The sequence below is a fragment of the Giesbergeria anulus genome (genome assembly GCF_900111115.1).
Taxonomy (GTDB): Bacteria; Pseudomonadota; Gammaproteobacteria; order Burkholderiales; family Burkholderiaceae_C; genus Simplicispira; species Simplicispira anulus.
In genome coordinates, this window is sequence record NZ_FOGD01000017.1 from 1 (window position 1) to 13,688 (window position 13,688).

At 58.7% G+C, this 13,688-nt stretch carries 16 protein-coding genes; 10 read left to right on the forward strand and 6 right to left on the reverse strand.

Annotated elements, in window-relative coordinates:
• The coding region (locus tag BMX55_RS15165) for a sigma-54 interaction domain-containing protein (protein ID WP_091459162.1) at positions 1–966 on the reverse strand (966 nt) is incomplete at its 3' end.
• A 159-nt stretch (positions 967–1,125) separates the two neighbouring features.
• Between BMX55_RS15165 and cydP the strand changes: the two genes are divergently transcribed.
• Genes cydP through BMX55_RS15190 form a run of 5 tightly spaced genes read left to right on the forward strand, consistent with a single transcriptional unit; the run spans position 1,126 to position 4,499 of the window.
• On the forward strand, positions 1,126–1,332 hold the full coding sequence (gene cydP, locus BMX55_RS15170) for a cytochrome oxidase putative small subunit CydP (RefSeq protein WP_091459164.1): 207 nt from the start codon (positions 1,126–1,128) through the stop codon (positions 1,330–1,332).
• A gap of 5 nt (positions 1,333–1,337) precedes the next feature.
• Complete coding sequence (locus BMX55_RS15175; RefSeq protein WP_091459166.1) at positions 1,338–2,903, forward strand: cytochrome ubiquinol oxidase subunit I; 1,566 nt, start codon at positions 1,338–1,340, stop codon at positions 2,901–2,903.
• Positions 2,904–2,919: 16 nt separating this feature from the next.
• Complete coding sequence (gene cydB, locus BMX55_RS15180; protein ID WP_091459168.1) at positions 2,920–4,062, forward strand: cytochrome d ubiquinol oxidase subunit II; 1,143 nt, start codon at positions 2,920–2,922, stop codon at positions 4,060–4,062.
• A gap of 27 nt (positions 4,063–4,089) precedes the next feature.
• Positions 4,090–4,212, forward strand: a complete 123-nt coding sequence (gene cydX / locus BMX55_RS15185) for a cytochrome bd-I oxidase subunit CydX (protein WP_091459170.1) — start codon at positions 4,090–4,092, stop codon at positions 4,210–4,212.
• Positions 4,209–4,499 (forward strand): cyd operon YbgE family protein, encoded by a 291-nt coding sequence (locus tag BMX55_RS15190; RefSeq protein WP_245751512.1) that lies wholly within the window; start codon positions 4,209–4,211, stop codon positions 4,497–4,499. The genes cydX and BMX55_RS15190 overlap by 4 nt, the downstream gene beginning before the upstream one ends.
• Before the next feature lie 6 nt (positions 4,500–4,505).
• Here BMX55_RS15190 and def read toward each other — a convergent pair whose 3' ends face one another.
• Both def and BMX55_RS15200 read right to left on the reverse strand, forming a co-directional pair.
• Positions 4,506–5,021 (reverse strand): peptide deformylase, encoded by a 516-nt coding sequence (gene def, locus BMX55_RS15195; protein ID WP_091459173.1) that lies wholly within the window; start codon positions 5,019–5,021, stop codon positions 4,506–4,508.
• Positions 5,022–5,033: 12 nt separating this feature from the next.
• The gene (locus tag BMX55_RS15200) at positions 5,034–6,884 is read right to left on the reverse strand and encodes a methyl-accepting chemotaxis protein (RefSeq protein ID WP_091459175.1); all 1,851 of its coding nucleotides are present in this window, start codon (positions 6,882–6,884) and stop codon (positions 5,034–5,036) included.
• Between the two features lie 194 nt (positions 6,885–7,078).
• Between BMX55_RS15200 and BMX55_RS15205 the strand changes: the two genes are divergently transcribed.
• Entirely contained in the window at positions 7,079–7,513 is a 435-nt protein-coding gene (locus BMX55_RS15205) for an acyl-CoA thioesterase (RefSeq protein WP_091459176.1), read from the forward strand.
• Between the two features lie 73 nt (positions 7,514–7,586).
• On the opposite strand, the gene BMX55_RS15210 is transcribed toward BMX55_RS15205, so the two are convergent.
• Entirely contained in the window at positions 7,587–8,651 is a 1,065-nt protein-coding gene (locus BMX55_RS15210) for an RNA-guided endonuclease InsQ/TnpB family protein (protein WP_091459178.1), read from the reverse strand.
• Complete coding sequence (locus tag BMX55_RS16625) at positions 8,648–8,896, reverse strand: ribbon-helix-helix protein, CopG family (protein WP_218144520.1); 249 nt, start codon at positions 8,894–8,896, stop codon at positions 8,648–8,650. The genes BMX55_RS15210 and BMX55_RS16625 overlap by 4 nt, the downstream gene beginning before the upstream one ends.
• Positions 8,897–8,898: 2 nt before the next feature.
• Here BMX55_RS16625 and BMX55_RS15220 point away from each other — a divergent pair, with 2 nt between their 5' ends.
• The 3 genes from BMX55_RS15220 to BMX55_RS15230 all read left to right on the forward strand — a co-directional run bounded on the left by BMX55_RS15220 (position 8,899) and on the right by BMX55_RS15230 (position 11,566).
• A complete protein-coding gene (locus tag BMX55_RS15220) occupies positions 8,899–10,191 on the forward strand; it encodes a THUMP domain-containing class I SAM-dependent RNA methyltransferase (protein ID WP_091459180.1) in 1,293 nt (430 codons plus the stop codon).
• The gene (locus tag BMX55_RS15225; RefSeq protein ID WP_091459182.1) at positions 10,181–10,663 is read left to right on the forward strand and encodes a putative toxin-antitoxin system toxin component, PIN family; all 483 of its coding nucleotides are present in this window, start codon (positions 10,181–10,183) and stop codon (positions 10,661–10,663) included. The genes BMX55_RS15220 and BMX55_RS15225 overlap by 11 nt, the downstream gene beginning before the upstream one ends.
• A 69-nt stretch (positions 10,664–10,732) precedes the next feature.
• Positions 10,733–11,566: a YecA/YgfB family protein gene (locus tag BMX55_RS15230; protein ID WP_091459184.1), complete on the forward strand. Its 834-nt coding sequence runs from the start codon at positions 10,733–10,735 to the stop codon at positions 11,564–11,566.
• Positions 11,567–11,590: 24 nt separating this feature from the next.
• Here the strand turns inward: BMX55_RS15230 and BMX55_RS15235 are convergent, their stop codons facing one another.
• Positions 11,591–12,007 carry a YgiW/YdeI family stress tolerance OB fold protein gene (locus tag BMX55_RS15235; RefSeq protein WP_091459186.1) on the reverse strand — a complete coding sequence of 139 codons (417 nt, stop codon included), beginning with the start codon at positions 12,005–12,007 and terminating at the stop codon, positions 11,591–11,593.
• A 145-nt stretch (positions 12,008–12,152) separates the two neighbouring features.
• Between BMX55_RS15235 and BMX55_RS15240 the strand changes: the two genes are divergently transcribed.
• Positions 12,153–13,646: a SulP family inorganic anion transporter gene (locus tag BMX55_RS15240; protein ID WP_091459188.1), complete on the forward strand. Its 1,494-nt coding sequence runs from the start codon at positions 12,153–12,155 to the stop codon at positions 13,644–13,646.
• Positions 13,647–13,688: the final 42 nt, after the last annotated feature.

Here is a 13,688-nt window from a genome sequence, read left to right on the forward strand (position 1 = left end):
CTCGAGCAGGGCTTGGGCCAGCGGGGCGATGTCTTCGCGGCGTTCGCGCAGGGGTGGCAAGTGGATCGGAAAGGTGCCCAGTCGGTAATACAAGTCTTCCCGAAAGCGCCCCTCGGCCACCATCTGGGCAAGGTGGCGGTGCGTGGCTGAGACCACCCGGATATCGGCATGGCGCAGTTCGGTGCTACCGACGCGGCGGTAGGTGCCGGTTTCAAGCAGCCGCAGCAGTTTGACCTGCTGCGCCAGAGGAATATCACCCACCTCGTCCAGAAACAGCGTGCCGCCGTGGGCGCTCTCGACCAGACCGGGGCGCGCTTGGGTGGCCCCTGTGAAGGCCCCCTTTTCGTGGCCAAACAGTTCGGATTCGAACAGTGATTCGGGCAGGCTGGAGCAATCGACCGGCACCAAGGGCCGGTGGGCGCGTTGGCTGGCCCGGTGCAGGGCATGGGCTACCAGCTCTTTGCCGGTGCCCGATTCACCCAGCAGCAACACACTGGCCTGCGAAGGGGCCACGCGAGCCACCAAACCCAGCATGTACCGAAAGGCTGGTGAACGGCCCACCAGACCCTCCGGGCTGGGCAGTGGCTTGGCCAGTGGCTGATGTGCCATCTTTTCGATAAAGAACACCGGTCTATTGCCAGAACTGCGCACGGGCGTTAGTTCAATTTGCACATACTCCTCGCCCTGCGGGGTATGGTGCAGGTGCAAGACACGCTGCACCTGCCCTGACAGCAGTGCTTGGGTGCGCGGGCAGGTTTCCCCCGCCTGATCGCAAGGCTGCGTGAAATGGTGCGACACCGCATAACACTTGCGGTTGACCACCTCCTCCTGTGGCCCGAACTGGCGGCGATAAGCAGTATTGGCGGCCAAGATGCGGTACTGCTCATCGATCAGGATATGGGGCTCAGGCAACCCCTCCAACAGGGAGGCCAGCTCGGCTGGCACAGAAAACGGTTGCGTACGCATAGTGCCAACAGTGTACCGAGCTACTGCCAAAACACTGCCAATGTTCTGCCATTGGCAGTGTTTGCTGTCTGCTTATAGCCAAATAAAAATTTTAAGCTATTGAATTAAAAAGGATTCTTTCGGTTGAACCTATGGCATGGGTCTTGCCTTATAGAACCTATGTCTGTTTCGCCTTTGTCCTCGCAAGACCGCTCCCTGCTGCACAAGCTGGTGTGGGCCGTGGTACTCAAGTTGATGGTGCTGACGCTGCTGTGGTGGTTGTTTATTGATGGACAAAAAGTGGCAGTCGATGACGGCGGCATGGCAGCCCAAATGCTGCACCAGCGCGCTGCTCCGGCACAAGGCGATTCCCTCTCCAAGGAGTAGAACTGATGGTTTCCGAACAACTGGTGGATTTGTCGCGGCTGCAATTTGCCGCTACGGCGATGTACCACTTTCTTTTTGTACCGCTCACTTTGGGCATGGTCTGGCTGCTGGTCATTATGGAGAGCGTCTATGTGATGACCGGCAACGTCATCTGGAAGGACATGACGCGCTTTTGGGGCAAGCTGTTTGGCATCAACTTTGCCTTGGGCGTGACTACCGGCATCACGCTCGAATTCCAGTTCGGCACCAACTGGGCCTACTACTCGCACTATGTGGGCGACATCTTCGGTGCCCCACTGGCGATTGAGGGGCTGATGGCCTTCTTCCTCGAATCGACCATGATCGGCCTGTTCTTTTTTGGCTGGGATCGGCTCTCCAAGCCGCAGCATCTGTTGGTCACGATGTTGATGGCCGTGGGTACCAACTTGTCGGCACTGTGGATCTTGATTGCCAATGGCTGGATGCAAAACCCGGTCGGGGCTGAATTTAGCTACCACACCATGCGCATGGAGATGGTGGACTTCTGGGCTGTCCTCTTCAACCCTGATGCCCAAGCCAAGTTTGTCCATACCGTGTCTGCGGGGTATGTGACGGGGGCGATGTTTGTGCTGTCGGTGTCAAGCTGGTACCTGCTCAAAGGCCGCAACACCGAGTTTGCCAAGCGCAGTTTTCGGGTGGCCTCGGCGTTTGGTTTGGCCTCAGTACTGAGCGTGATTGTGCTGGGCGACGAGTCGGGCTATGTGGTGGGCGAAGCCCAACAGACCAAAATGGCCGCGATAGAAGCCATGTGGGAGACCGAACCGGCCCCGGCTGGCTTTAACGTTATTGCTTGGCCCAATGAAGAAAAGCAAGCCAACGATTGGAGTGTCCATATCCCTTGGGTGATGGGCATTATTGGCACCCGCTCGCTGGACAAAGAAATTCCGGGCATCAAAGAGATCAAGGCCAAGAACCGCGAGCGCATTTTCAGCGGTATGCAGGCGGTGGTGGCACTAGAAGCCCTGCGCAAAAACCGCCAAGACGCTGCCGCGCTAGAGGTGTTCGAGCGCCACAAGGCTGATCTGGGCTTTGGTTTGTTGCTCAAAAAATACGTTACCGATGTGCGCCAAGCCACGCCTGCGATGATCCAGACCGCAGTGGACAGCACGGTGCCGCGTGTGGCTCCGATGTTTTGGGCCTTTCGCCTGATGGTGGGCTTGGGCTTTGCCATGCTGGTGTTGTTTGGTTTGGCATTTTGGAGCACCCTGAAAACCAACGGTATGACGCAGCGCCCTTGGTTGCTCAAATGGGCCTTGTGGATGTTGCCCGCGCCTTGGATTGCCTGTGAGGTGGGCTGGTTTGTGGCTGAGTATGGCCGCCAACCTTGGACGATTTACGGCGTGCTGCCCACGCACCTGAGCGTCTCTACCCTGAGTGTCGAGAGCCTGTATGGCTCGCTGGCCGGATTTATCGGCTTTTACACCGTGCTGCTGGTGGTGGAGATGTATTTGATGGTCAAGTTTGCCCGTCAAGGGCCGGGCAGTCTGGGCACAGGCCGCTACGACAACGACGCACATCATCACCCCGCCTGATCCAAGGAGCTGCTTTATGTTCGATTACGAAACCCTCAAGATCGTTTGGTGGCTGCTGGTGGGCGTGCTGCTGGTGGGCTTTGCCATCATGGATGGTCACGACATGGGCGTGGGCACCCTGCTGCCTTTTGTAGCCCGCAGCGACATCGAGCGCCGCGTGGTGATTAACACCGTGGGGCCGCACTGGGATGGCAACCAAGTCTGGTTTATCACTGGCGGCGGCGCTATTTTTGCGGCTTGGCCGCTGGTCTATGCCACCGCCTTCAGTGGTTTTTACTGGGCCATGCTGGCGGTGCTGTGGGCCTTGTTCTTTCGGCCTGTGGGCTTTGACTACCGCAGCAAGATTGATAACCCGACTTGGCGCAACACTTGGGACTGGGGCTTGTTCATTGGGGGCTTTGTACCCCCAGTGATTTTTGGCGTGGCTTTTGGCAACCTGCTGCAAGGGGTGCCGTTCCATTTTGATGACAACTTGGTGTCTTACTACACCGGCTCGTTTTGGGCACTGCTCAACCCGTTTGGGCTGCTGGCGGGTGTGGTGAGCAGTGCCATGATTACCTTGCAAGGCGGCACCTATCTGGCGCACCGCACAGAGGGAACTATCCAAGCGCGCACCGTGCGTGCTACGGTGGGTGCTGCTGTGGTGATGGTGGCAGGCTTTGTGGCGGCGGGCCTGTGGCTCAAATGGGGTGGGATGGAGGGCTTTCAGATTACTTCGGTGGTCAACCCGGCAGCCCTGCCCGACCCACTGACCAAAATAGTGGTGCGCAGCGCCGATGCGTGGTGGCTCAATTATCAGCGCGCGCCAGCACTGTGGTTGCTGCCGCTGTTGGGGGTTGCTGGTGCTTTGGCTGCTGCGGCTTTGGTGGTGGCCCGGCGCACACTGTGCGCGTTTGTGGCCTCGTCGCTGGCGGTGGTGGGGGTGATTGGCACGGCGGGGGCGGCGATGTTTCCGTTTGTTATGCCGTCGTCCAGTATGCCCAACGCTTCTTTAACGGTGTGGGACAGTGTCTCTAGCCACATAACGCTGGGCCTGATGCTGGGTGCCACGGTGATCTTCATGCCCCTCATCATTTTCTATACCAGTTGGGCTTACCGCGTGATGCGTGGCAAGGTCACTGAGGCCTATATCCGCGAAAACGACCATGCGGCCTACTAAAACAACACCAACCAAGGAGAACTAACCATGTGGTACTTTGCCTGGATGCTAGGGGTGGGCTTTGCCGTGCTGCTGGCTATTTTGAATGCGCTGTGGGGTGAGCATGAAGAGGGCCGTAGCGCTCACCCAGCAACTACCGATGTGCCGTGAGTAGTCACACCATGATGGCACCATCACCGCCGCGTATCCACTGGCCCTGCTTGCTGGTGGCCCTCGCTATCATGGTGGTGGGTAGCATTTATCCACTGCTGTTTGCCAATGCCCAAGGCAAGGCAGACCACTCGTTGGCCTTGGCCTTGTTTGGGGCGATGAGTGCCGGGTTGGTGCGTGGGGTTGGGTTTATACCGCGCTGGTGGCTGTGGCGCTGGCTGTTTTCGGGGTGGGCGCTGGTGCTGGCGTTAGGGTGGGCGGCTGTAGTGCGTTGGCAATGGTTTTAATGGGTATTACCCCCCGCTCTCTTCAATAAAGCCCAGTTGCCGCAAATCCGACATCCGCAGTGGGTACAGAGTGCCGATCAGGTGGTCGCACTCGTGCTGCACCACACGCGCATGAAAGCCCTCGGCCACGCGGTCGATGGGCTGGCCTAGGGGATCAAACCCGGTGTAATGGATGCGGCTCCAGCGTGGCACCTTGCCGCGCAACCCCGGCACCGACAGGCAACCCTCCCAGTCTTCTTCTTGGGCTGCATCCAGCGGCGTAATCACTGGATTGATGAGCACGGTGGGTGGCACCAGCGGGCGATCAGGGTAACGCGGGTTGGGTAAGGGGGAACCAAAAATCACCACCTGCAAATCGACGCCAATCTGTGGGGCTGCCAGCCCAGCCCCATTGGCCGCCTGCATGGTGTCGTGCAAATCGGCCACCAACTGGTGCAAGTCTGGGGTGTCAAACGCCGTCACCGGCTGGGCGGTGCGCCACAGGCGCGGGTCGCCCATTTTGAGGATGGTGTGGATGGTCATAGGCGACTATTGCTATCGTAGCAAGGCCATTGGGCGTCCTGCCCGTGCCATTGGGAGCGTGGCATGTTGGTGATCGAGTTTGAACTCTGCCACTGCCTCGGCCAATTGGGTGGCTTGCTGTTGCAGGGCGTAGGCTGCTGCTGTGGCTTCTTCCACCAGTGCTGCGTTTTGCTGCGTACCTTGATCCATCTGGCTGATAGAGGTGCCAATGGCGGCAATGCCGCTACTTTGTTCTTGGCTGGCATGGCTGATTTCTGCCACGATGCTGGTCATGCGGCGTACGCTTTGCACCACTTGCTCAATGGTGGTGCCTGCATCGCGCACCAACTGGCTGCCTGCATTGACTTGCGTGACGGAGTCATCAATCAGCGCCTTGATTTCTTTGGCTGCTTGGGCGCTGCGCCCGGCTAGGCTGCGCACTTCAGAAGCCACTACGGCAAAGCCCCGGCCTTGTTCACCGGCGCGGGCCGCTTCCACCGCTGCATTGAGCGCCAAGATATTGGTCTGGAAGGCAATGCCATCAATCACGCCAATGATGTCGACAATCTTGCGAGCCGAGGTTTCTATGCCGCCCATGGTTTGTACCACCTGCCCCACCACCATGCCGCCACGGGTGGCTACCTGTGATGTTTCAGTGGCCAGCAAATTGGCTTGGCGGGCGTTTTCGGCGTTTTGTAGCACGGTGGCGGTCAGCTCTTCCATCGCGGCGGCCGTTTGTCCCAGTGACGAAGCTTGCTGTTCGGTACGTGAGGAGAGGTCTTGGTTGCCACTGGCAATTTCTCCGGTGGCTTGGCGCACCGATTCGGATGATTCGCGGATGCGCGCCAAAACCCCGGCAATTTTGCCCGCAAAATTGTTGAATGCTTGGGCAATGTGCGTTAGTTCGTCGTTGCCTTGGGTATCGAGGCGGCGTGTCAGGTCACCCTCGCCGCCTGCAATGTCCGCCAGCGCATCACGCACGATAGCCAAGCGGCGCAGTTGGCGAGTGACGGCTACCGATACCAGTGCCACCGATACCAGTACGCAAATCAGAGTGATGATAGCGGCTACCCCAAGCAGTTCGCGCACGCTGGCGGTGGCCTGTGCGCTGTCAATTACTACGGCCAACAACCAAGGTGTGCCTTCTACCTTGGTAGCATAGACCAATTGCTCTATGCCATTGATGGGCATACTGGCATGGCTTGCCTTGTCCGCCAATTGGCGCAGCAGGGCCAAATCGAGCTGGGGGGCAATGGTAGAGATGGGTTTGAGGGCGTATTCTGGTTTGGCGTGGGCCAGTATCTTGCCCTCACCATCTACCAAGACGGCAAAGCTTTGCGACATCGGACGAATGGCACTGACTTTTTGTGCAATAGTATCCAAGTGCATATCAGTACCCACCACAGCGGTGGGTTGGCCTTGGGGGCCTGCCGGCTCGACAAAACTAATGGTCAGTTTGCCCGTACTGGCATCTACGTAAGCTGGGGTTAGGGCTGGCCCCCCGGCCTTGACGGCCTGTTGGTACCACGGGCGGCCCGTACCGCTATAGCCCTCTGGCATGGGGTGTGCAAAGATAGCCCGGTTGTCGGCATAGACAAAATAGGCATCATCAAAAGCTCCTGCCTGCTTGGCTGCCAGCAAAAAGGGCACAGGCTCTGGTTTTCCCACCGCCAGTTTGAGTGTGCTGGTGATGCGCTGTTTCTCTTTTACCCACTCGGTCAATGCGTTAGCGTGGTTGCGGGTCAACTGGCCCGTGTGCAGATCTATTGCATCCAGTGTGTTGTTGCGCACAACGACAAACGTAGCCGAGGCCAGTGCAAACAATGCTGCCACGGTGATGGCAACGCAAATCCCGATCAGTCGGGCTCGTAGGCTATTGAACATGGCGGCCTCTGGGTGGGTACAGGTTGCAACAGAACGTGTAATAGTACGTGTTATCTGTGACAAAACGTTAAAAAGCAATAGGTATTTGCTTATTTGTTGCTTGTCAGATTCTGCGGCAAAGTATTCTCTGCTTGGGGCAAAAACGCCACCATTGTGCGACGATTGCTGCTTTTTTGCCCCGGAGTGGTATTAACATGGCCCGCGTTGTTTTTGAGCTGCCGCTGCAGTTTGCCTTTTCTACCGAAGTGCTGATTTACATCGGCCATATTAACCATGGTCAGCATCTGGACAATGCCCAGTTGCTTGGGCTGATTGGAGAGGCGCGAACGCGCTTTCTGACCTCACTGGGCTATACCGACCGCGACGCTGAAGGACTGGCTATGGTGGTGGGCGACGTGGTGGTGCAGTACCAGTCTGAAGCCCTGTACGGCGAGACCCTGCGCATCGATCTGACCCCAGTAGATTTCAACAAATACGGCTTTGATTTGGTGTTTCGCATCACCGAGGCCAGCCAAGGCCGGGCGGTGGCCAAGGGCAAGCAAGGGCTGGTGTTTACCGACCCGCAAGACCACAAAGTGCGCTCGCTGCCACCAGCACTGCTGGTCAAGTTGGGGCAGACTCCAGCGTAAGCGCGGGCTTTCGCCTGCGGGCGCTGGGTTTGAACCGGTTTATCCTTCGGGCAGTTTTGACATCCTCCCCTCCCTAAAGGAAGGGGATTCCCACCGCTGGCGTGTCATGCCCGACACGGGAACTTAATTGGTTCAAGATGTTTTTAGCCGCATTCACATCACGATCATGCACACCGCCACATGCCGAACAAATCCAGTTCCTTATTCCAAGACCTGCGATACCTTTCGGCCTCGAATCGGGCAGCGTGCCGCAATCCGAACAGGTCTGGGTGCTATAGCTTTCGTTCACTTCTTTAAACCATGCGCCATGCTTAACAGCCTTGTACGCCAGTTGAGTTCTGAAGGACGACCAACCTGCATCCAAAACAGACTTCGCCATGCTGGTCTTGGCGAGTCCGGCGGCGCACACGTTGCCTACCGCAATGTAATCAAACTCACGCACGATGCGGGTGCTGAGTTGGTGGTGAAAGTCGTTGCGCCGGTTCGCAATTTGTGCGTGAATGGCCTTCACCCGACGCTTCTTATGGGCACGCTGTGCCACGGCCAAAGCCTGCTCTGCACTACGGTAGATGCGCTGCGCCTCGATTTTTTCTCCGGTGGACAAGGTGGCAAATTCTTTCAGCCCCAAGTCGATGCCAACCCCTTTGATCGGTGGGCGCGCATCCGCCACAACCTCGACATCGATCACGATGTTCAGGAACCAGTTGCCCCGACTGTCTCTGGAGAAGTTGGTGCCGTCTTTAATTTTGCCCGCAGGCAACGCCCGGCTATTGAAGACACGAAACGTGTGGCCCGCAAAGCGAAACGCATCGCCTTCACGCTTCAACTCGCGGCCTTTGAGTGGAACCCAGCCCAAGGACTTTTTTCCCCGATAGCGCAGGTAGGGGCGTTTCTTTTGGCTGCGCGATTTGGCGTACTGCTCGCAAACGGCGTTGACCGTACCGGAGTGCAATCCCAATTCTTTGCTGCTGCCCGTCGTGAGCTTGTTCAGATCGAATCCGGTGTGCCAAGGCCGACCAAAACGCAAAGCATCTTTTTGCCTGTCGTTACAGAAATTCCAGACGAAGTTGACCGCCCGACTTTGCTGGTTCAGCAAGCCATTGAGCGACTTCACCCGGTATCTGTAAACGAGGATCATTTTTGCTTTTTCAGAAAGTCGTCAATGGCCCGGCGAATCAACTCTGCCACAGAAAGACCTGTCTTTTCAGACAGGGTTTGAAGCTTTTCCACGGACGGCTCAGTCAGATAAATATTCGTTCTTTTCATACCCACATCGTACGCCGCATAGAAGGATATCTCAAGATGCAATCTCCACACCCCGACAGCTTCGCTACCGCCCTCTACCTCCCCGGCCTGAAGGCCGAGGTTTCTCGGAAACACCACGGATGAACCAACTTCAAATTTTTCTGCCCTGCGCCGCTGGCGTTGAGGGTTTTCTGGCCGATGAAGTGCATCAGCTTACCGGCCTGACGGGCAACGACCTGCTCATGGGCCGAGGGGGCGTGCTGTTGCGCGCCTCATGGCGCGATGCGTTGCTGCTCAATTTGCACTGCCGTTTGGCGCAGCGCGTGCTGGTGCAATTGGCACATCGGCCCTATCGCTCTGAAAACGATTTGTACGAGATTGCCAGCAGTGTGGCTTGGGAAATCTGGTTCACGCCGCGCCAGAGCTTCAAAATCGAGGTCACGGCGCAGCACAGCCCGCTCACCAGCCTTAATTTTGCCGCACTGCGCATCAAAGATGCCGTGGCCGACCGCTTCCGGGCTAAATCGGGCGTACGCCCCGACGTCAATACCCAGTGGCCCGATGTGCGTATCCACCTGCACCTGACCACCGACCAAGCCACCGTCTATATCGACACCTCAGGCGAGCCATTGTTCAAACGTGGCTGGCGCGAGGACAAGGGCGATGCACCGCTCAAAGAAACGCTGGCCGCCGCGATGATTGCGGCCACGGGTTGGGAGCCGCATGGCGATGCGCCGCTGCCCCTGTACGACCCCTGCTGCGGCAGTGGTACCGTGTTGATTGAAGCGGCCCAAATCGCCTGCTGCATTGCCCCCGGCATGCGCCGCCGCTTTGCCTTTGAAAAGCTCTTGCCCTTCCAAGCCCATGTCTGGAATGCGCTCAAGACGGAGGCTGCCGATGCCGAGAAAGCCAGTCCAGTGCCTATTTTTGGCAGTGATGTCTCGCACCGTATGGTCGATTTTGCCCAGCGCAATGCCGAGCGCGCCGGAGTAGCTGCTGCCATACAACTGCGCGGCGGCGACGCCTTGCAGCGTATGCCCCCTTGCGAGCACCCCGGCGTCATGCTGCTCAACCCGCCCTATGGCGAGCGCATTGCGGCCGCTGGCAGCGCTGGGCGCAACGCCCACGACCGGGCGGCTGAACGTGCCGGTGGTGCAGCCGTGGGCCGCGAAGTGGCCCACACTGAAGACGGTGGTGAGTTCTTCCTGCAACTGGCCGCCCACTGGAAGAAAAACTACACCGGCTGGCAAGCGTGGATGCTCACGCCAGACCTCAAGCTACCCGGAAAAATGCGCCTGAAAGAGTCGCGCCGGGTGCCGATGTGGAACGGCCCAATTGAATGCCGCCTGTTCCGCTTTGATTTGGTGCAAGGCTCCACCAAGCCACGCCGTGACCCAGTAGCCGCCCCCGGAGCGCCCAACCATGCGGGTTGAATTGCGCTGGCCTTTGGAGGCAGAGGAGGCCGCACCAGCACTGCCGCGCGCAGTGGTGTTAGACACCAATATTGTGCTCGATCTGCTGGTGTTCAATGACCCAGCCATTGCCCCGGTGCGCCAGTGCTTGCAAGAGGGTAGTTTGCGCTGGCTGGCTACCCGCCCCATGCACGATGAGCTAGAGCGTGTGCTGGCCTATGCGCAGATTGCCAAGCGTGTCGCCTTTTATGGCCTCACGCCCGCGCAGGTACTACAAGCCTATAGCCAACAGGTGCAGTGGATGGAGGTGCCCACCCGTGCCTTGGCCGTTTGCAAAGACACGGACGACCAAAAGTTTATTGATCTGGCCGCTGCCCACCAAGCTGTGCTGCTCAGTAAAGACAAAGCCGTGCTCAGTCTGCGCAAACGCCTGTTGCGCCAGCATGACGCCCTTGTGGCGACGATATTGGTGCCTGCACCCGTGGTGGTGTAAGTCAGTGGCGGCGGGCTACACTTTCCGCCATTGCCAACCCTGCTCTAGCAGCCCCCCAAGGATTTTTTGATGAACAACACCCTTTCTGATCTTTCTCCCATCCCAGATGCTCCCCGTGGCCTGAACGCAGACGAGCTGGACGAACTCGATCACCTGCTCAATGACTTGCGCGCCCATGCCGAAGAAATCCCGCAATGGGAGTTCTGTGATGGCTTTTTGACGGCGCTGGTGTGCAGCCGCCGCCCGATTGGCCCCAATGAATACCTGCCCATGTTGCTGGGCGATGGCGAGGTGCTAGAAGTAGCTGCCGATCAGCCTCTGCCACTGTTGCCCGTGTTTGCCAGTGCCGAGCAGCAGGCGCGTTTTCTGGACTTGTTTGGTCGGCGCTGGCAAGCGGTGCAGAAGTCACTGGATTTGCCGGTGGGCCAGCGCACCGAAGACAACGCCTTTCACCCCGAAGTGGAAGATGTGCGCGCTGTGGTAGCCAGTCTGCCCGAAGCCGAGCGCGCTGAGATCGAAGAGTACGACATCCCCGCGCTGGGCCAAGTGTGGGCTTTGGGCTTTATGTTTGCGGTAGAAAACTGGCCCGAAGAATGGGCTGCCCCCCGCGACAAAGAGGCCGCACAGTGGCTCAATGAGGGCCTTGATGCCATCGTTGCCCTGACCGAAGACGACACCGGCAAGCCCAGTGTCAATTTGTACGACGAAAACGGCCCAGCTACGGTCAGTGAGCAGCGCCTCGATCAGTTTGGTGATGCCATTGCCGCCGCGTATGACTTGCGCCAGTTGTGGCAAAGCATGGGGCCACGGGTAGAAAGCATCCGCAAGGCCCCGGAGCCAGGCCGCAATGACTCTTGCAGCTGCGGCAGCGGCAAAAAATACAAAAAGTGCTGCGGCGCTTGAGCCACGGCCAGTGGCCGCTGAGGCTCAGAGTTTGCGCAGGCGTTTGACGTCAATCTCTATCGACGACCAACGCTTGTCCACCTCGCCAGAGATTTCTACCTTGTCTTGTGGCGACACGCTCTGGCCGTTCCAGCGGCGCTCATCAATCTCTACCTCCACGGTGCCGGTGGCGTCGCGGAAGAGGTAGTTTTCTCCCCCTAGGTGGCGTTCAATCTGGCCGCGCAAGGTGACATGGGCATCGTCGGCCAAAGCCTTGGTTTGCTCCACCGTGACCACGGTGGCCGGGCCAGTAAAGCCGCCACGTGCGGCGGTGCTGGCGCTTGGCTGGTGGGGCGTGGTGGCGGGGCTGGGGCCGGTAAAACCGCCCGAACCTGTCTGGGCCAAGGCGCTACTGCACACGAGCAGGGTGGCGGTGAGGGCGGCAAGGGGCTTGAGGTACATGGCAGGCTTTCTGTGGCTAGGGTGGATAGCCCCATTGTGCGCGCTATGCCTGAAGGCTGTATGAAGCACCAGCTAGGAGCTAGGTGGTGGCTCCAGCCGACACTTTTTCTCGAAAGGGCGTGCTCTGCGCGCGCCAACTGATTGCATGACCATTTCTGTATCTGCCCGCTGGCGCGCCGAATGGGCACCCACTGGCATCTCGCCTGAGCTGTTGGCGGGTGCCGTAGCCACCTTTGCCCTCATCCCTGAAGTCATCGCTTTTTCCTTTGTCGCTGGGGTCGATCCATCGGTGGGCTTGTTTGCCTCGTTTGTCATCAGCGTGGTGATTGCTTTTGCAGGGGGCCGCCCGGCGATGGTGTCGGCAGCCGCTGGTTCTGTGGCACTGGTGGCGGCGCCGCTGATGCACTCGCATGGGCTGGGCTATTTGCTCGCGGCGGGGCTGCTGGCCGGGCTGGTGCAGGTGCTGTTTGGCTGGCTCAAGCTGGGCGTGTTGATGCGTTTTGTGTCTAGCTCGGTGCGTACCGGCTTTGTCAATGCGCTGGCGGTGTTGATCTTTGCCGCGCAATGGCCGCACTTGGGCAGTGCCAATGCCGCCACTTTGGTGATGCTGGCGCTGGGCCTGCTGCTGATTTATGGCTTGCCGCGTTTAGGGGCGCTGCTGGGCTGGCGCGCCTTGGCGGTCATTCCGCCGCCTTTGGTGTGCGTGCTGCTGCTCACGCTGTTGTCCAGCTTGTTAGGCTTGCCCTTGGCTACGGTGGCCGATTTGGGCCAGTTGCCCGAAGCCCTGCCGCTGTGGGCCTTGCCCAATGTGCCTTGGGATTGGCAAACCCTGAGCATCATTGCCCTGCCTGCCTTAGCGATTGCCTTTGTGGGCCTGCTTGAATCAGTGCTCACGGCAGCGGTGGTTGATGAATTGACGGATACCCCCAGCGACAAAAACCGTGAATGCACCGGCCTTGGGCTGGCTAATATGGCTGCCAGTTGCTTTGGCGGCATTGCCGGTTGCGGCATGATTGGTCAGGCGGTGGGCAATGTCAAATACGGTGGCCGTGGCCGTTTGTCCACTTTGTTTGCTGGGGTGTTTTTGCTCATTCTGATGGTGTTGCTCAAGCCTTGGGTGTCGCAGGTACCAGTCATTGCCTTGGTGTCCATCATGGTGATGGTGTCGGTAGAAACCTTCGACTGGAAATCCTTGCGCACGCTATTGCACCACCCGCGCCTGTCCAGTGCGGTGATGTTGGCGACGGTGGTGGTGACCATTGCCACACACAACTTGGCGGCGGGGGTCACGGTGGGGGTGGTGCTCAGTGGCGTCTTCTTTGCCTTTAAGGTGTCGCAGATGTTGCAAGTGCAATGCACCGATGATCCGGCCACTGGTACTTTCACTTGGCGTGTCACGGGGCAGGTGTTTTTTGCTTCCGCCGATGCTTTTATAGAAGCATTTGACGTGCGTAGTGCCGAGCAGCGCAAAGTGTGTATTGATGTTTCACGCGCCCATTTTTGGGACGTCACCTCGGTGGCCGCGCTGGACAAGGTGGTTACGCGGCTACGCCATCACGGTTGCGCTGTGCAAGTGCTGGGCCTAAATGAGGCCAGCGCCGTGCTGATCGACCTGCAACGCCCAGAGCGCCAGCAGTAGCTGCCTTTACCCTAGGTGCGTGGCTTGCCCCAGTGCTGCGCT